Genomic DNA, 17,641 nt, shown 5'->3' on the forward strand with positions numbered 1-17,641 from the left:
ATCCACCGAAGTGGACGGGGTATCAACTTCTGGCGTTGATTTTTGGCACGCTGTTGAGTTCTCAAGGAACGGACGCTTCCTTTGTACTCACCCTCGCGGGTTTTCCTCCGGGCTTCGTTCTTCGTGTTTCCGACTCTATCAGACTCTTTCGTGTCCGATTCCCGGTCGAAGCGGGTTTCGCTTTCCAGTTCTTCGCTTTCGCGCTTTCCCTTTCCGGCGAGTCCGACTCTATCAGAACCTTTCGGGCCTGACCCCCAGTCAGCGGGGTTTGTCTTTGCGGCTGTTGGGCCGTTCCGACTCCCAAACTCTAGCGGATTTCCCGGGTGGCTCATAATCGGGCCTCGGTAGGAATTCGGGCATGCCGAATTCGTTCCCGGTGGGAGATCGTGCTGAGTTGGGTGCCGCTACGAGGCGGCGTATCTGCTGCCACGGAACCGTTCCGGCTCTGGGACAACTCGGAGAACCTTACGGACTCCCGGGGTTGGTGTCAACCCCGGGTTCGCGTGCCAGGTCAGGCGGGCGACTGGAGGCCTTCGACCCGGTCCAGCAGGCGCGTGAGGATGTCGCCGAGCAGGGCGCGCTCCACGGTGGAGAGGTCCTGGAGGAGGTCCTCCTCGAAGAGCGTGGCCGCGCGCATCGCGTCGAGCCACTTGCTGCGGCCCTCGTTCGTCAGCTCCACGATCACGCGGACCCGGTTGGACTCGTCGCGCTCCCGCGTCACCAGGCCGTCCGCGGTCATGCGGTCGATCCGGTGGGTCATCGCTGCGGGCGTCAGGCCCAGCTGCTTCGCCAGCTCGCTCGGGCCCATCCGGTAGGGGTCGCCCGCGAGCACGAGGGCCTTGAGGACCTCCCACTCGGCGTTGCTGATGCCCAGGGCCGCCGTCTGGCGGCCGTACGCGACGTTCATCCGGCGGTTGAGGCGGCTCAGGGCCGACACGACCTTCTCGACCTGGGGGTCGAGGTCCTGGAACTCGCGCTGATAGACGGCGATCTGCTCATCGAGGCTCGGCTCGTGGACGGGCGTAGTGCCGTCGGGGGTGTCACCCATGGTCCGAAGTATGGCACGAGCCCATTGGCGTCTAACTCCTTCGGTGTGTAGAGTTAAGGATCGAACTTTAGGTATGAAGTCTTCAGGCTTCAGTAGTGAAGGCAGGTGAGAAGTGACCAAGGTGATGGGCGCTGCGATGCGGAGGATCCAGGCCGGTAACGCGCTGACCGCGTTCGGTATCGGTTTCACGGTTCCGTTCCTCTATATCTACGTGGCGCAGGTGCGGGATCTGGGTGCGGCTACGGCGACGTGCGCCTTCGTGGCGTTCGCCCTGGGCGCCCTTCTCGCGCTGCCCCTCACCGGTCGGGTCATCGACCGGCGCGGGCCCGTCCCCGTGGTCATGGGCGCGGCGGTGGCCGCGTCGGTGGGCGCGATATCGCTGGGTCTGTCGACCGGCGTCGTCCCGATCCTGCTGTCCGCGTTGGCGCTGGGTGCCGGTCAGGCCGTCATGCAGCCCGCGCTGGCCACCATGATCGTGTGGTGCTCCACCCCGAGCACCCGGACCCGTGCCTTCGCGCTCCAGTTCTTCATGCAGAACCTGGGTCTCGGCATCGGCGGCCTCATCGGTGGACAGATCGTGGACGTGGACCGTCCCGGCAGCTTCACCCTGCTGTTCAGCATCGAGGCCGTGATGTTCCTGGTGCTGGCGGGCGTGATCGCCACCGTGCGGATGCCGCACGCGCCGAGCATCAAGGACGCGGTGCCGAAGGACCCCGCCCAGGCGGGTGGGGGCGGCTGGAAGCGGCTGCTGGAGCACAAGGCGATGGTCCAGCTCTGCGTGCTGGGCTTCGTGATCTTCTTCGCCTGCTACGGGCAGTTCGAGTCCGGTCTCGCCGCCTTCGGCACCGAAGCGGCCGGGATCTCCCCCTCCACCCTGGGTTTCGCGCTGGCCGCCAACACCGGTGCGATCGTCGTGGCGCAGTTCGTGGTGCTGCGGCTGGTCGAGAAGCGGCGTCGTTCGCGCGTCATCGCCCTGGTCGGCGTGATCTGGACGGGCGCCTGGCTCATAGCCGGCTTCTCGGGTCTGGGGCACGGCAGCGCCATGATGGCCGCCGCCGCGTTCATCACGACGTACGCCCTCTTCGGCATCGGCGAGGCCATGCTGTCGCCCACGCTGGCTCCGCTGGTGGCGGACCTGGCGCCGGAGGGTTCGGTCGGCCAGTACAACTCGGCCTTCGCCCTGGTCAAGCAGATGGCTCTGGCGCTCGGGCCGCTGGGCGTGCCGGTCGGTGCCGGGGTGCCGATGCTCTACATCGGGATCTTCGTCGTGGTCTCGCTGGGCATCGCCTGGCTCGCGCTGCGGCTCGGCAAGCAGCTGACGCCGGGGCAGGACAACCCGTCGCTGTTGAAGGTCGCGCCGGCCCAGGTGTCGGCCCCGCGGGCCGCCGCCGTCGCCGAGCCCGTCTCGGCGTAACGGGCGACCGTACGAAGGACGCACGGAAGGCCCCGGTCCGACTGGACCGGGGCCTTCCGTGCGTCCTGTTCCTCGCCCTCGCCCCTACTCGCCCGGCTTCTTGTCCGGGAGGGCGAACTCGCACCAGACGGCTTTGCCGCCGCCCGGGGTGCGCCGGGTGCCCCACGAGGAGGCGATGGTCGCGACGATCGAGATGCCGCGGCCCGTCTCGTCGGCCGGTTCGGCGCGGCGGCGCCGCGGCAGGTGGTCGTCCCCGTCGGTGACCTCGATGATCAGGCGGCGGTCCGTACGGCGCAGGCGCAGGCGCATCGGCGGGGTGCCGTGCTGGAGGGAGTTCGCCACGAGCTCGCTGGCGGCCAGCACGCCGAGGTCGCACAGCTCCATCGGGAAGCGCCAGGAGGCGAGGACGCCCTGGGCGAAGGCCCGGGCGCGCGGGGCCGCCTCGATGCCGCCCAGCAGCTCCAGGGCCGCGTTGTGGAAGAGCTCCGCCTCCGAGCCGACGCGGGCGGGCTGCTGGAGGACCATCACGGCGACGTCGTCGTCGTGGTCGGCGTCCACGCCCAGGGCGCGCATCAGCCGGTCGCAGATGACCGCGGGGGTGCCCAGGGCGCCGGAGAGGGCGCGTTCCAGGGCGGCCACGCCCTCGTCGATGTCCTCGCCCCGGCGCTCGACGAGGCCGTCGGTGTAGAGGACCGCGGTGGAGCCGGGGCCCAGTGCGATGGTGCCGGAGGTGTGCAGCCAGCCGCCGGTGCCGAGCGGGGGCCCGGTGGGGTCGGCGGCGCGCCGGACGGTGCCGTCCTCGTCGCGGACGAGGATGGGCAGGTGGCCCGCGGAGGCGTAGGCCAGCAGGCCCTCGCTGGGGTCGTGGACGGCGTACACGCAGGTCGCGATCTGGCTGGCGTCGATCTCGGCGGCGAGTCCGTCGAGGAGCTGGAGCACCTCGTGCGGGGGCAGGTCGAGCCGGGCGTAGGCGCGCACAGCGGTGCGCAGCTGGCCCATGACGGCGGCGGCGCGGACGCCCCGGCCCATGACGTCGCCGATGACGAGGGCGGTGCGGCCGGCGCCGAGGGTGATGACGTCGTACCAGTCGCCGCCGACCGCGGCCTCGGTGCCGCCGGGTTGGTAGGTGGCGGCGATGCGCAGGTCGTCTGGCTGTTCGAGCTCCTGCGGGAGCAGGGAGCGCTGGAGGGTGACGACGGCCTCGCGCTGGCGGCGCTCGGCGGTGCGCAGCCGTTCGACGGCTTCGGCGTGGTCGGTGACGTCGGCGAGGTGGATCAACACGCCCGCGCTGCGGCCCGCGCCGTCGGCCTCGGGGAAGTCCACGGGGGTGCAGGTGGCGGTGTAGGAGCTGCCACCGGGCGCCTTGCGGTTCTTGGCGGTACGGGGCTTGCCGCTGCGCAGGACCTGGTCGAGGAGCGGGAGCAGCCCGAGCTCGCCGAGTTCGGGCAGGGCTTCGTGGGCGGCGGCGCCGGTGGGCCGGGGGCCGAAGCCCGCGGTGTAGGCGTCGTTGACGTAGGCGATGCGGTGCTCGGGACCGTGGACGAGCGCTACGCGGGCCGGGAGGCACCCGAGGACCTCGCGCACGGAGAGCACGTCGAGGGAGGGCACCGCGGCGAGCGCCGCGGCGGATCCCGTTCCGGTCCCGGAGACGGTGGGGTCCGTGGGGCCGGCGGGGCCGCCGTCCTGGGTGGACGGGCTCCGCTCGGTGCCACTGCCGGTGGGGTCGGCGCGGACGCCGCGGGCTGCCGGGACGGAGCCTTCGCCCCGCTTGGCCTGGGCTGCGGCATGTTCGGTCCGGGCGGCGGCGCGGCGCTGCGTTCCTGGAAACCGGGCGCTCCAGCGCGTGAAGTTCACTGCGTTCAAGCCTCGTGGTGTCGCTATTGGTCGCTACATCGCTCGTGGTCGGTCGCTCGGCGGTGTCACTCTGTGCAGGTGTGAGCCCACCTATGGTCACACGTCCAGTGTGGCCGACCACACTGACAACGTCAGCGCTGGCTGTCCTTCGGGGGGTTGGGGGCGGACGGGGGTGGGGGTTCCTTGGGTCCGCCGCCCGCGGCGAGTTCGAATTCGGCCCTGGGGTGTTCGAGGGACCCGAGGGAGACGATCTCGCGCTTGAACAGCCCGGAGAGGGTCCATTCGGCGAGGACGCGCATCTTGCGGTTGAAGGTGGGGACGCGGCTCAGGTGGTAGACGCGGTGCATGAGCCAGGCCGGGTAGCCCTTGAGCTTGCGGCCGTACACGTGGGCGACGCCCTTGTGGAGGCCGAGGGAGGCCACGGAGCCGACGTACTTGTGGGCGTACTCGGTGAGCACTTCGTCGCGCAGGGCGTGGATCAGGTTGTCCGCGAGCACCTTGGCCTGGCGGACGGCGTGCTGCGCGTTGGGGGCGCATTCGGTGCCCGGTGCGGCGGCGGTGATGTCGGGGACGGCGGCCGCGTCCCCGGCGGACCAGGCGTGTTCGACGCCCGCGACGGTGAGGAAGGCGGTGCAGGCGAGCCGGCCGCGTTCGTTGCGGGGCAGGTCGGAGGCGGCGAGGACGGGGTGGGGTTTGACGCCCGCGGTCCACACGACGGTGCGGGTGGGGAAGCGGGCTCCGTCGCTGAGGACGGCGACGCGGTCCGCGCAGGATTCCAGGCGGGTCTCCAGGCGCAGGTCGATGTTGCGGGCGCGCAGCTCCCGGATCGTGTACTTGCCCATCTCGGGGCCGACCTCGGGGAGGATCCGGTCGCTGGCCTCCACCAGGACCCATTTCATGTCTTCGGGCTTGATGTTGTGGTAGTACCGGGCGGCGTAGCGGGCCATGTCCTCCAGCTCCGCGAGGGCCTCGACGCCCGCGTATCCGCCGCCGACGAAAACGAAGGTCAGGGCCGCGTCGCGGATGGCCGGGTCGCGGGTCGAGGAGGCGATGTCCATCTGTTCGATGACGTGGTTGCGCAGGCCGATGGCCTCTTCGACGGTCTTGAAACCGATGGCGTACTCGGCGAGTCCCGGGATGGGGAGCGTGCGGGACACCGAGCCGGGGGCGACGACGATCTCGTCGTACTCGATCTCGAAGGCGCCGGTGCCCTCCTCGGCGGTGGCGAGGGTGGTGATGGTCGCGGTCCGTTTGGCGTGGTCGATGCTGCGGGCCTCGCCCACGACGATGCGGCAGCGGTCCAGCACGCGGCGCAGCGGTACGACGACGTGGCGCGGGGAGATGGAGCCGGCGGCCGCCTCGGGGAGGAAGGGCTGGTAGGTCATGTACGGCTCGGGACTGATCACCGTGACCTCGGCCTCGTCGGCTCTCAGCTTTCGCTGGAGCCGGAGCGCCGTGTACATGCCGACGTAACCTCCGCCGACGACGAGGATGCGTGTCCGGGGCGGGGTGCCGGGGGCCGAGCCCCGGGAGTTAGCAGCCTTCACCATCCCATGACGCAACGTGGCCGGGAGTTTGTCCACAGGCTCGACAAATTGTGTGACCGGAGGTGGGGGTGTGAAGGGCTGGTTCACAGATGTGGATGAGGGGTGAGGTGCGCAGGTCAGGCAGTGCGGAGGGGGTGATTCCGGGGGCTTGGAACGGAAAAGTGGGGGTCAATGCTCCGATCGAGCGATGGTCCGTACGGAGCTGCCTCTTCTGAATTGACTCTGGCTCAACTATGTTCGTAGCCCGTCGAGGAGTTAGGACCAGGGCCCACATGACTGTGGCCCCCCTCGACACGAAGGCGGGGACTGTCTCCGGGGGGAGACAAATGATTACCGGGGGAAACATATGAACATTTCCGATTTCCATGGGTCTGCGACCGCGCTCTCGACCGAGGGCGCCACTCGTGTGATCGCTGGTGGAACCTCGCACGGCGTGGGCCGCTCCACGCCCCTGCGGGTCGACGCACAGCGCAACCTCGAACACGTCCTGCGCGCCGCGCGCGAGGTGTTCGGTGAACTGGGCTACGGGGCTCCGATGGAAGACGTCGCGCGGCGCGCCCGCGTCGGTGTCGGCACCGTCTACCGGCGCTTCCCGAGCAAGGACGTCCTGGTCCGGCGCATAGCCGAGGAGGAGACCTCCCGACTGACCGAGCAGGCCAGGGCCGCGCTCGGCCAGGAGGAGGAGCCGTGGCAGGCGCTGTCGCGCTTCCTGCGCACCTCCGTCGCCTCGGGCGCCGGACGGCTGCTGCCGCCGCAGGTGCTGCGGGTCGGCTCGACCAACGAGGACGGCCAGGACGTGCTGGAGGCCGTGGACACGGCGCGGGTGCCGCAGCAGCGGCAGGCCGTGGTGGTCGGCGGTCAGCCGGACCTGCGGGTCGTGGGCGGGCGTACGTCGATCGACGACGAGCCGTCGGAGGACGCGGGCGCCGGTGCGCTCCTGGAGGTCGTCGGCCGGCTGGTCGACCGCGCCCGGGAGGCCGGTGAACTGCGCCGCGACGTCACGGTCGCCGATGTCCTGCTCGTCATCGCGACGGCCGCGCCCGCACTGCCGGACCCGGCCCAGCAGGCGGCCGCTTCGGCCCGGCTGCTGGACATCCTGCTGGAGGGGCTGCGCTCGCGGACCGTCTGAGCGGATCGGCACGGCTGAGTCACCTTCGCGCGGTCGGTCCGCCGGGAAACCGGGTGGACCGGCCGCGCGTTCGGCTCCCGCGGGTGCGTCCGTGGAGCGGGCCCCTCGAACGGACGGTCACCCGGACGGGTGAGGTGGGGTGCGGGAATTCGCCGAATCCTGCCCGGATGAGTGGATGCCGTCCGGAGCGGTCCGGTGCGCGGTCGCCGTGTGACACGCTGGTTCGGTGTACCGGCTGAGTGTGTCCTGCGGGGGCTTGCGCGATGGGCGTTGACGGGCGGGAAGATCCGGTCTCCGGTGCGGCGGGCCCCGGCGGCGAGTCCGATGCGGGTGAGTTGCCCGCCCGGCAGGTCCCCGCCCAGCGCGAACCGAGCGGCGCCCGGGCCTCCGGTGGTACGAGCGCGGCGGCGGGCTCGGCCGGTGCGGTCGGTGCGGAACCGCTTTCGTCCGACGCCGAGTTGATCGCGCGGATGCGCGGGGGTGACGACGGCGCCTACGAGGAGCTCTTCCGGCGGCACGCCGATTCCGTACGCCGCTACGCGCGCACCTGCTGCCGCGACGCCCACACCGCCGACGACCTGACCGCCGAGGTGTTCGCCCGGACCCTCCAGGCAGTGCGCGGCGGGGCCGGGCCCGACCAGGCGGTGCGCGCGTACCTGCTCACCACCGTCCGCCGCGTCGCCGCGGCCTGGACGAAGACCGCCAAGCGGGAGCAGCTCGTCGAGGACTTCGCCCTGTTCGCGGAGCAGTCCGGCGCGGGAGCCGAAGCGGGGACGGGGCTGGCGCCCGGCGCGGACACCCTGGAACTGGGCGCGGACGTACGGGCCATGCACGAGGCCGAGCAGTCGCTGGCCATGCAGGCCTTCCGCAGCCTGCCCGAGCGGTGGCAGGCCGTGCTGTGGCACACCACCGTCGAGGAGGCCTCGCCGAGCGCGATCGCCCCGCTCTTCGGGCTGACCGCCAATGCGACGGCGGTGCTGGCCAGCCGGGCCCGGGAGGGGCTCAAGCAGGCCTATCTCCAGGCCCACGTGAGCACCGCGCTGAGCGAGGGCGGGGACTGCGCCCGCTACGCCGACCGGCTGGGCGCCCATGCCCGGGGCGGGCTGCGGGTGCGGGCCGAGCGGGGGCTGCGCAAGCACCTGGAGGAGTGCGTGAAGTGCCGGCTGGTCGCCGGTGAACTCAAGGACGTCAATGCCGGGATCCCGGCGCTGCTCCCGGTCGCGGTCATCGGGTGGTTCGCCGCCGGGTACGCGGTCAAGGCGGCCGGGGTGGTGGCCGGCGGGGTCGTGGCCGCGGGCGGTGCGGGTGCCGCCGCGGCGGCCGCGGGCGGTTCGACGGCCGGGGCGGGGGCCGGGGCGGGGGCCGGGGCCGGGGCGGCGGGGGCCGCCGGTGGGTCCGGGGCCGGTGCCTCGGGTGCGGGGGCGCTGGCCTCCGAAGGGCTGGGGCTGCCCGCCAAGGCCGCCATCGCCGCCGGTGTGGTGGTGGCCGCCGCGGCCGGGGTGGTGTTCGCGCTGGCCGGGGACGACGCGAAGCCCGAGGCCCGGGTGGCGCCGAAGCCGACCGCCGTCGCGCCCGTGCTCCCGCACGCCCCGGCTCCCCTCTCCCCGGAGCCCGATGTGCCCGCGCCGCGGCCGCCGGTCGTACGGGCGCCCGTACCGTCGCCGCGCAGTTCGGCGCCGCACGCGCCCTCGCCGTCGCCGCCCCGGTCGTCCTCGCCGTCCGCGCCGACCCCCGCGAAGCCGAGCCCGCCGCGGGCGACGCCGAGTCCCCCGCGGCCCTCGCCGAAGCCGAGCCCGCCGCCCGCTCCCGCGACCGGCTACCAGCTGGTGCGGCTGGAGCAGTCCGCGCTCGGCGACCACGACGGGCCCGAGGTGCAGACCTGGCGCAGCAGCTGGGTGTGGCAGCGGTGGGGGCTGGTGGTCGGCGACCGGCGCTACGGGCACGGGATCACGGTCAACGCCCGGTCCTCGGTGGAGATCACCCTGAACCGCGTGTGCAGCTCCTTCTCGGCGCGGGCCGGGGTGGACGGGCTGTCCCTGCCGGGTGACGGCGCCGTGCGGTTCTCCGTGTACGGGGACGGGGTGCGGCTGTGGCGGTCCGCCCCGGTCTCCTACGGCGAGCCCGCGGTGCCGGTCGAGGTCTCGCTGGCCGGGCGCGCGACGCTGCGGCTGGTCGTGGAGCATGCCGATCGGCGTGCCGACCTGACGTTGGCCGCCTGGGCCGACTCGGTGATCAGCTGTCGGTGAATCGGCCCGGGCGCGTGCCTGTGGCTGGGTGGCCGGCGGCGGGTGGGCCTGCGGCTTGGTGGGCCCTCCGGGGGGGGCGCCTCAAACGCCGGCTGGGCTGGAATGGTGCGGCACGGGTGCCAGCGGGCAGGGGGCGCCTGCGGCTCGGTTGACCCTCCGGGGGCGCCTCAAGCGCCGGCGGGGCTGGAATGGGCGGCTCGGGTGCTGGGGTCAGGGGGCGCCTGCGGCCTGGTGGGCCCTCCGGGAGGCGCCTCAAACGCCGGCGGGGCTGGGATGGTGTTGGTCTCAGGGGGTGGTGAGGTCGGTGAGGAGGGTTCGGGGGGAGAGGGTGGCGCCTGTTGCGGCTTCGTGGGCGTAGGCGGTCGGGCTGAGGGCGGACCTGTTGCGGGCCGGTAGGTCGTGCACCAGGGCCTCTTCGGGTACGGACCGCGGGAAGCCGGCACGCCAGGCGGTGGCCGCGGCCAGTGCGCGTACGGACCCGGCGGGCCGGCCCACGTCCGCCAGCAGCACCGCGGTCGTTTCGGCGAGGACGGCCAGCACCCGTTCCGCGCAGTGCTCGCTGAGCGCCTTCTCCAGCGCCGGCACGATCACCGCCAGTGCGGCGGCCGGACCCTCCACCAGTGCCTTGAGCCGGGCGTCCAGGTTCGCCAGGCCCGCCACGAACTGCGGCGGCACGTTCGCCCGCAGCGACTCGGCCCCGGCCCGCTCGTGCTCGGCGCGCGCCCGGACGGTATCGCCCTGGTCCAGCGCGATCATTCCGCCGAGGAGGTGGGAGAAGGCCAGGACGTCGGTCACTTGGGTGTCGTACGCCTCCGCGTCGGCCTCCGCCAGCAGCCGCAGGGCGTCCGCCGAGTCGCCCAGGCAGTAGGCGGTCTCGGCGATCCGGGCGAGCGCGAACGGCGCCTCGAAGTGGGAGCCGACCTCGCGGGCGAGGCGCAGGCACTCCTCGTACTCGGCGCGCGCCCAATCGAACCGGCCGCGCGAGAGGGCGACCTCGCCGGCGGCGCTGGAGACCTGGGCGCGGGTCCAGCGGTCACCGACGCGACGGGCGATCTCGTGGAGCTCCGCCAGGTCCTCGTCGACCGTCGTGAGTCCGCCGGTGATGTCGATGGCGACGTGCGTACGGAGCATGAGGGTCACCCCGAGCTCCCACTCGCCCGCGTGCTCACGGCAGTTGGTGACGGTCTCGTCGAGCCCGGCGTGGAAGTCGAGGGAGTCGCCGGTGAGGTAGCAGGTCAGCGGCCACAGCATGCCGGGGAAGCGGGCGGCCTCCGGGCCGGGGCGGCGAAAGGCCCGCTGGATGCGATCGGCCATGGCCAGGCGCTCGGGCGTGCGGAACTCCCCGGTCGGGAGGGTTTCCGACAGCAGGAACACGTGGAGGAGCTGGAGGCGCATCCAGGGCCAGTACGCGGGGGTGTCGGCGGCCGGTTCCACCGGGTCGAGCTCGATCACCCGGCCGGTCCACTCGGCGCCCTCGGACCGGTAGTTGCGCAGCCACCAGAACCAGCCCAGGGCGAAGATGAGCCGCTGGGAGGTCTCCTGGTCGGCGTCGGAAACCGCTGCGGTGAAGGCGGCGCGCAGGTTGTCCAGCTCGGTCTCGATCCGCACGATCCAGGGGAGCTGGGCCGCGGAGCGCAGGCGGGGTTCCGCTTCTTCGGCCAGGGCCGTGAAGTGGGCGGTGTGCCGGCGGACGGTGGCGGCCAGGTCGGCGGGGACCTCGGCGGCGCGCTCGGCGGCGTACTCGTGGATGGTCTCCAGCATGCGGTAGCGCATCGCGGTGGCGCCCTCGGCGGCGGAGGAGACCCCGGGCGAGACCCGGACCGGGGCCGGGTCGGCCACGACGAGGGACTTGTCGACCAGGGCGCCGAGCACGTCGGCCACGTCCGCGATGTCGGTCCCGGACCGGGCATGGAGTTCGGGGTCGGGGTCGCGCAGGGCGCAGACGGCTTCGGCCACGGTCAGGTCGCAGCCGCCCGCGAAGACGGACAGGCGGCGCAGGACCGTGCGTTCGTCGGTGTCCAGGAGCTCCCAGGACCAGTCGACCACCGCCCGCAGCGTCTGCTGGCGCGGCAGCACCGTACGGCTCCCGCTGGTCAACAACCGGAACCGGTTGTCCAAGCGGTCCGCGATCTGCCGCGGGGTGAGCAACCGCAACCGCGCCGCCGCCAACTCGATCGCCAACGGCAACCCGTCCAACCGACGGCAGATCTCGACGGCGGCGGCCGGGTCGTCGGCCACGGCGAACCCCGGCCGGGCGGCGGCGCCGCGCTCCGCGAACAGCCGCACCGCCATCGGGTCCGGCAGCGGCTCCACCGGGCGCAGCAACTCCCCCGGCACGCCGAGGGGTTCGCGGCTGGTGGCCAGGATCCGCACGCCCGGACAGTGCGTGAGCAGCCGCTCCGCCAGCTCGGCGGCGGCCCCGATGACGTGCTCGCAATTGTCGAGGACGAGGAGGAGGCGGCGCTGGGCGCAGTGTTCCAGGAGTTGGGTGGTGGGGTCCTGCGCGACGGGCTTCTCCCGGCCGACGAGGACGGTGTCGCGCAGGCCGAGGACGCTGAGGACCGCGCCGGGGACGGCCGCCGGGTGGTCGAGGCGGGCCAGCTCGACCAGCCAGACCGGTTCGGCGGGGGTGGCCGGGGTGGCGGGGTCGGTGCGCTCGGCGTGGCGGGCGGCCGCGTGTTCGGCGAGGCGGGTCTTCCCGGAGCCGCCGGGGCCGGTGAGGGTGACGAGGCGGGCGCGGGACAAGTCGGTTTGGAGGGCGGCGAGTTCGGGTTCGCGGCCGACGAAGGAGGTGAGGCGGGGGCGGAGGTTGCCGCGGCGCTCGGTGGGGGTGGGGCCGGGGGCGGGGGGTGTGGTCGTGGGCGCGGGGGCGGGGCGGAGGAGGTCGGCGTGGAGGGCGGTGAGTTCCGGGCCGGGGTCCGCGCCGAGGCCTTCGGCGAGGGCGCGGCGGGTGCGGTCGTACGCGGCGAGCGCGTCGGCGGTGCGGCCGGCGGCGCGCAGGGCGCGCAACTGCTGGGCGCGCAGGGGCTCGTCGTACGGGTGGGCCGCGATCAGCGCCTCGATCTCGGGGAGCAGGGTGGCCGGATCGGTGGTGGGGGTGCGCAGTTCGGCCTCGATGAGGTCGCGGACGGCGGCGGCGCGCCGGGCCTCCGGGCCGATGGCGTGCGCGGCGCGGGTGGCGGGGTCGGGGAGGTCGGCGAGGGCCGGGCCGCGCCAGAGGGCCAGGGCGGTGCGGAGGATGTCGGCGGGGCGGAGGATGTCGGCGGGGCCGGTGTTGTCGGCGGGGGGCCGGGCTCCGGACAGGGGCGCGGAGAGAGCCTGCGCGGCCTGGCGGGCCAGTCGCTGGAAGACGTACAGGTCCACGTCGTCCCGGGTGGCGGACAGGCGGTAGCCGCCGGTGGGGTCGGCCTGGACCGTGTCCTTGCCGCCGAGGGTGCGGCGCAGGCGGGACACGAGGGCCTGCAGGGCGGCGGGTGCGTCGTGGGGCGGGTCCTCGCCCCAGATCTCGTCGATGAGGACGGACACCGGGACGGCGGGGCCGCCGGCCCGGAGCGCGAGGGCGGCGAGGAGCGCGCGGAGGCGGGCGCCGCCGATGGGGAGGGGGGCGCCGGAATCGTCACGGGCTTGGGTGTTGCCGAGGATCAGGTACCGCACGGGGTCATTTTGCCTTGGGGGTGGGGGGCGGGGGGCATGGGTGCGGGTGTGAGTGGGGGCCGCTGCGCGGGGCCTGCACCCCCCCTTCCCGAAACCGGGCTCCGCCCCGGACCCGCGCCTCAAACGCCGGCGGGGCTGGATCCGCCCGGCGACGGTCAGGAGAGGGCCGGGCGGCGGAGGGGGATGCCGGTGGGGACGGCGCGGCGGCGGGGGGAGGAGGTGCCCGTCCAGCAGGTGCCGCGGCGGCCCAGGAGGCGGCGCAGCCACAGTTCCACGGAGACCAGTTCGGCGAGGCCGTCCAGCGGGACCGGGCGGCCCTGCGCCGCGTCGATCAGGGCCTGCTGGATGACCCGCGCCTCGATCAGGCCCGCGTCCGCCAACAGTGGTGCGGCGAAGAGCGCCAGCAGCGGGTCGAGGGCGGCGCGCAGCCCGAGCCGGACCGCCGTTTCGTTGGCGGAGTGGGCCGGGGCGCCCCAGCCGGGCGGGAGTTCGCGCACGCCCGTGCCCGCGAGGACGGTCCGCAGGATCGCGGCGCGGGCACCGGGCTGGACCCGCAGGGATTCGGGCAGGGCGCGGGCCGCGCGGACGACCTGGTTGTCGAGGAACGGGGCGTGCAGCCGCTGGCTGCGGACCTCCACGGCCTGTTCGAAGACCCGGTGGTCGGCCGCGTGCCGGGCCAGGACCGAGCGGGCCCGGGCCTCCCCGGGGCGCAGCGAGAGCGGGGGGCGGCCCGCGGCCGCGGCGAGCCGGACGGCGACCTCGGCGAGGGCTTCGCCGGTCAGCCAGCCGGCGGCGGGGCCGGGCCGGCACCAGGTGAGGGCGGCGAGGGAGGCGTCGAGCGGGGTGGCGGCGCCCCGGGGCAACAGGCCCTCGCGCAGCCGGGCGGAGGCCGCTTCCATGCCCGCGCGGTAGGGCGTACGGGCGAGGCGGCGGGCGGCGGAGTACACGGTCAGGGGGACGAGCAGCGACTGGCCGGAGGACTGGCCTTCGGCGCCGACCGAGCGGGCGAGGGCGGCGACGGGCCGCAGCAGGTGGCGTCTGCGGCGGTCCATGAGGAGGTCGGCCAGCCGGGCGGGGTGCGCGTCGAGGACCTGGCGGGCGCCGTGGCCGACGAAGTGGTCGGCGCTGCCCGAGGCCAGTCGGCGCCGGTCGCGGGCGGCGAGGACGAGGGAGGGGCCGGGTTCGTCGGTGAGGGGGCCGTCGAGGTCGGCGTAGGGGAGGGCCTCTTCGGCCGCGGCGACGACGACGTGGTGCAGGCGGGGGTCGGCGGCGATGGCGTGGGCGCGTTCGAGTTCGCCCTCGCGGCCCTGCGGGGTGGTGAGGTCGTTGAAGGTGACGGCGAGCAGGCGTTCGCCGGCGCCGGAGCCGTGTCCGAGGACGGTGCCGGGGGCGCCGGGCAGTCCGGCGGCGAGGAGCGCGAGGGTGGCGGAGGCGCTGCCGCCGGAGAGGTCGGCGCCCACGCCGGCGGTGGGGGCGCCGCGGGCGGCGCGGCGGTCGGCGGGGCCCATTCCGGGAACCGGCCCGGGGTCGTGGGGCAGGGTGTCGGGGGCATGGCGGGGCGCCGTGAGCCGGGCGCGCACCGCGTCGACGAGTGCTTCCCGCACGCCCTCCGTCGCGGCCGCGGCCTCCATCTCGGGCGCGGCGACGGCGAGGGAGGCGACAGGCTCGTAGCCGGTGATCTCGCGGGAGCCCTCGCGCAGGATGATCGCGTGCCCGGGCGGGATCCGGCGGACGCCCGCGTACGGTGTGCCGTCGCCCAGTGCCTCGGGGCTGTCGGGACAGGCCAGCAGGGCGGCGAGGTGGCCGATGTCGAGCTGGGCCTCGATCAGGTCGGCGAGGGGGAGGGCGGCGGTGGCGTACGCCGTTCCGCCCGCCCAGGGGGTGTAGAAGACGGGCCGGGCGCCGGCGAGGTCGCCGACGACGGTGATCCGGCGGCCGGCCTGGACGACGGCGGTGTAGCTGCCGGGCCACTGGGTGAGGTGGCGCAGGGCACCGCCCCGGGCGGCGTAGAGGGCGCGGCGCAGTTCGGCGTCGCCGGCGCCGCAGCAGCCGAGGACCGCGAGCCGGGTGAAGGGGTCGGCGGGGTCGGCGGTGACGGTGCGGATCTCGTCGGGGCGCCAGTCGCCGACGGCCCACAACGGGTCGGGGTCGCCCCACAGGAGTTGGGCGCCGACCGGGTGCAGGGTGCGTTCGGTGTATTCGTCCGGCTCGCCATAGGAGCCGCCGTAGGAGCCGCCGTAGGCGCTGGCGGATCCCGGGGACCCGACCGGGCCGGTGGAAGCGTAGGGGGTTTGGGAGGCGTACGAGGTGCGCGGGACGTCCGCGAGGCCGCCGCGCAGCCCGTCGGGCCCTCGACCGGGCTCGCCGACGCGCCCGGCCGTGCCGAAGCTCGCGGCGATACTGCTCCAGCCCACCAACCACCGCATAGCCGTCTCCCCAGCCCGTGGGCACGTGACCGGGGCCGGACGGCCGGACGGCGGGACCCCGGGTGGCTCGGGTCCATGCTGCCACGAGACAGGCGTGCGAGAGTGGTTAAGGGGGGCGCACATGCAAACGAACACGCCCCGCCCACGCGGTATTTGGCGTTCTGTGCCCACCGCCCCATAGGTCGGTTTCGGCCATTCTTCGGCCGTACTGAGTGCCCGCGCGGGGGCGCGGTCCGGGAAGCGGCGTCCACCTCCCGGACCGTACCGCCACCCGCGGGGATTGAGGCGGCGGTCCCTCCCGGCCCGCCGGATCCACGCGTCGGGCCGACCCACGCACCGCACATCGAATCGCCGGGCCCCGGGGCGGGGCAGAGCGCACGGGCGGGCGCACGGCCACACGGGCGGAGCACGCACTGACACGTGCGCCCCGGGCACGACCCCGGTCCCGACTGTGCGTACGGACAACAATCTCGCCATCCGGAAGGCGGGGCCTTAACGCTTGGGATGCGGCGAACTACGCTGGGTTTACGTTGCCGGGCGCCTATGCCCCGACGACGGTCTGCGTTCCACGTGTGTGACGAGGGGTGGCGCATGTCCAGGGAGCTCCGTGAGCCGAACGAGAAGCTCGGCGCCGTCCTCGCCCTCGCGGGCATCAGCAACGCGGGGCTGGCCCGGCGGGTCAACGACCTCGGGGCGCAGCGTGGACTGACGCTGCGGTACGACAAGACCTCGGTCGCCCGGTGGGTGTCCAAGGGCATGGTGCCGCAGGGCGCGGCCCCTCATCTCATCGCCGCCGCCATCGGCGCCAAGCTGGGGCGGCCGGTACCGCTGCACGAGATCGGACTGGCGGACGCGGACCCGGCGCCCGAGGTCGGCCTCGCCTTCCCGCGCGATGTGGGCGCGGCGGTGCGCTCGGCCACCGACCTCTACCGCCTCGACCTCGCCGGCCGGCGCGGGGGCGGCGGGATCTGGCAGTCCTTGGCCGGCTCCTTCTCCGTGGCCGCGTACGCGACGCCCGCCTCGCGCTGGCTGATATCTCCGGCGGACGGCTCGGTCGCGCGTGAGGCCAATGCTCCGGCCCCCCTTCTCTCGGACGGTGCGGCGGGCGGTGCGGGTGCTGGGCATCCTGCGGGAGGTACGAGCGGTACGGGCGGCACGGCGGGCAGCAGCACGTCGGGCGGCGCGGCGAGCGGCGCTCCGGGCGGTGGCCCCGTGGTCCCGGTCACATCGCCGCCGACCTCCTTTGTGCCCGCGCAGTCCGGCGCCGAAACGCCGCGCGCGCCCGGCCAGTCGACGGCCGCGCACTCCCCGGACCCGACCCCGCAGCGGGTCGGCCACAGCGACGTGGCCAAGCTGCGCGAGGCGGCCGAGGACGCGCGCCGCTGGGACTCCAAGTACGGCGGCGGGGACTGGCGTTCCTCGATGGTCCCCGAGTGCCTGCGGGTGGACGCGGCCCCCCTGTTGCTGGGCTCCTACACCGACGAGGTGGGCCGGGCGCTGTTCGGGGCGACCGCCGAGCTGACCCGGCTGGCCGGGTGGATGGCCTTCGACACCGGCCAACAGGAGGCGGCCCAGCGCTACTACATCCAGGCGCTGCGCCTGGCCCGCGCGGCCGCCGACGTACCGCTCGGCGGGTACGTCCTGGCCTCGATGTCCCTCCAGGCCACCTACCGGGACTTCCCGGACGAGGGGGTGGACCTCGCGCAGGCCGCCGTCGAGCGCAACCGGGGGCTGGCCACGGCCCGCACCATGAGCTTCTTCCGGCTGGTGGAGGCCCGGGCGCACGCGAAGTCGGGCGATCCGGTGGCCGCCGGCGGGGCGCTGCGGGCGGCGGAGGGCTGGCTGGAGCGGGCGCGGGAGGGGGACCCCGATCCGACCTGGCTCGGTTTCTACTCGTACGACCGTTTCGCGGCGGATGCGGCGGAATGCTACCGGGACCTCAAACTGCCCCGGCAGGTGCGGCGGTTCACCGAACAGGCACTGTCGCGCCCCACCGAGGAGTACGTGCGCTCGCACGGGCTGCGGTTGGTGGTGAGCGCGGTCGCCGAGCTGGAGTCCGGCAACCTCGACGCCGCCTGCGCGGCCGGGACCCGGGCGGTGGAGGTCGCGGGCCGGATCTCCTCGGCGCGCACCACGGAGTACGTACGGGACCTGCTGCACCGGCTGGAGCCGTACGGCGACGAGCCGCGCGTCGCCGAGCTGCGCGAGCGGGCCCGGCCGCTGCTGGTGACTCCGGCGTAGACGGCCCGACCGCGTCCGTGCAGTGCTCCCGTGCACCGCTCCCGCGCAGCGTTGTCAGTGGTGGGGTGCAGTATGCGGAGGT

General features: G+C 74.1%; 10 protein-coding genes. 5 read left to right on the plus strand and 5 right to left on the minus strand.

Features of this window, described 5'->3' with window-relative positions:
* Positions 1-251 (plus strand): hypothetical protein (locus ACIQWR_RS29460; protein WP_404015635.1); only part of this gene is annotated, 251 nt, incomplete at its 5' end.
* A 260-nt stretch (positions 252-511) separates the two neighbouring features.
* Here the strand turns inward: ACIQWR_RS29460 and ACIQWR_RS29465 are convergent.
* Complete coding sequence (locus ACIQWR_RS29465; RefSeq protein WP_399264796.1) at positions 512-1,048, minus strand: MarR family winged helix-turn-helix transcriptional regulator; 537 nt, start codon at positions 1,046-1,048, stop codon at positions 512-514.
* A 124-nt stretch (positions 1,049-1,172) separates the two neighbouring features.
* Between ACIQWR_RS29465 and ACIQWR_RS29470 the strand changes: the two genes are divergently transcribed.
* Positions 1,173-2,462 carry an MFS transporter gene (locus tag ACIQWR_RS29470; protein ID WP_404016066.1) on the plus strand — a complete coding sequence of 430 codons (1,290 nt, stop codon included), beginning with the start codon at positions 1,173-1,175 and terminating at the stop codon, positions 2,460-2,462.
* Positions 2,463-2,546: 84 nt separating this feature from the next.
* On the opposite strand, the gene ACIQWR_RS29475 is transcribed toward ACIQWR_RS29470, so the two are convergent.
* Both ACIQWR_RS29475 and ACIQWR_RS29480 read right to left on the minus strand, forming a co-directional pair.
* Entirely contained in the window at positions 2,547-4,316 is a 1,770-nt protein-coding gene (locus ACIQWR_RS29475) for a SpoIIE family protein phosphatase (RefSeq protein ID WP_399264836.1), read from the minus strand.
* 131 nt (positions 4,317-4,447) lie between these two features.
* On the minus strand, positions 4,448-5,866 hold the full coding sequence (locus tag ACIQWR_RS29480; protein ID WP_404015639.1) for an NAD(P)/FAD-dependent oxidoreductase: 1,419 nt from the start codon (positions 5,864-5,866) through the stop codon (positions 4,448-4,450).
* Between the two features lie 343 nt (positions 5,867-6,209).
* On the opposite strand from ACIQWR_RS29480, the gene ACIQWR_RS29485 reads away from it, so the two are divergent.
* Both ACIQWR_RS29485 and ACIQWR_RS29490 read left to right on the plus strand, forming a co-directional pair.
* Entirely contained in the window at positions 6,210-6,992 is a 783-nt protein-coding gene (locus ACIQWR_RS29485) for a TetR/AcrR family transcriptional regulator (RefSeq protein WP_404015642.1), read from the plus strand.
* A 263-nt stretch (positions 6,993-7,255) separates the two neighbouring features.
* Entirely contained in the window at positions 7,256-9,238 is a 1,983-nt protein-coding gene (locus tag ACIQWR_RS29490) for a sigma-70 family RNA polymerase sigma factor (RefSeq protein ID WP_404015645.1), read from the plus strand.
* Between the two features lie 285 nt (positions 9,239-9,523).
* Here the strand turns inward: ACIQWR_RS29490 and ACIQWR_RS29495 are convergent, their stop codons facing one another.
* Both ACIQWR_RS29495 and ACIQWR_RS29500 read right to left on the minus strand, forming a co-directional pair.
* Entirely contained in the window at positions 9,524-12,892 is a 3,369-nt protein-coding gene (locus ACIQWR_RS29495) for an ATP-binding protein (RefSeq protein ID WP_404015648.1), read from the minus strand.
* Positions 12,893-13,047: 155 nt separating this feature from the next.
* Entirely contained in the window at positions 13,048-15,318 is a 2,271-nt protein-coding gene (locus ACIQWR_RS29500; RefSeq protein ID WP_404015651.1) for an asparagine synthase-related protein, read from the minus strand.
* A 591-nt stretch (positions 15,319-15,909) separates the two neighbouring features.
* Between ACIQWR_RS29500 and ACIQWR_RS29505 the strand changes: the two genes are divergently transcribed.
* The gene (locus tag ACIQWR_RS29505) at positions 15,910-17,559 is read left to right on the plus strand and encodes a sporulation protein (RefSeq protein WP_404015653.1); all 1,650 of its coding nucleotides are present in this window, start codon (positions 15,910-15,912) and stop codon (positions 17,557-17,559) included.
* The last annotated feature ends 82 nt before the right edge of the window (positions 17,560-17,641 follow it).

The sequence above is a fragment of the Streptomyces sp. NPDC098789 genome (assembly GCF_044759975.1).
In the GTDB taxonomy this organism is placed as follows: Bacteria; Actinomycetota; Actinomycetes; order Streptomycetales; family Streptomycetaceae; genus Streptomyces.

What these genes read in the sequence shown, in the direction of transcription:
- ACIQWR_RS29465 (WP_399264796.1), bottom strand. Translation starts at nt 1,048, where the DNA reads ATGGGTGACACCCCCGACGGCACTACGCCCGTCCACGAGCCGAGCCTC.
- ACIQWR_RS29470 (WP_404016066.1), top strand. Translation starts at nt 1,173, where the DNA reads ATGGGCGCTGCGATGCGGAGGATCCAGGCCGGTAACGCGCTGACCGCG.
- ACIQWR_RS29480 (WP_404015639.1), bottom strand. Translation starts at nt 5,866, where the DNA reads ATGGTGAAGGCTGCTAACTCCCGGGGCTCGGCCCCCGGCACCCCGCCC.
- ACIQWR_RS29485 (WP_404015642.1), top strand. Translation starts at nt 6,210, where the DNA reads ATGAACATTTCCGATTTCCATGGGTCTGCGACCGCGCTCTCGACCGAG.
- ACIQWR_RS29490 (WP_404015645.1), top strand. Translation starts at nt 7,256, where the DNA reads ATGGGCGTTGACGGGCGGGAAGATCCGGTCTCCGGTGCGGCGGGCCCC.
- ACIQWR_RS29500 (WP_404015651.1), bottom strand. Translation starts at nt 15,318, where the DNA reads ATGCGGTGGTTGGTGGGCTGGAGCAGTATCGCCGCGAGCTTCGGCACG.
- ACIQWR_RS29505 (WP_404015653.1), top strand. Translation starts at nt 15,910, where the DNA reads ATGTCCAGGGAGCTCCGTGAGCCGAACGAGAAGCTCGGCGCCGTCCTC.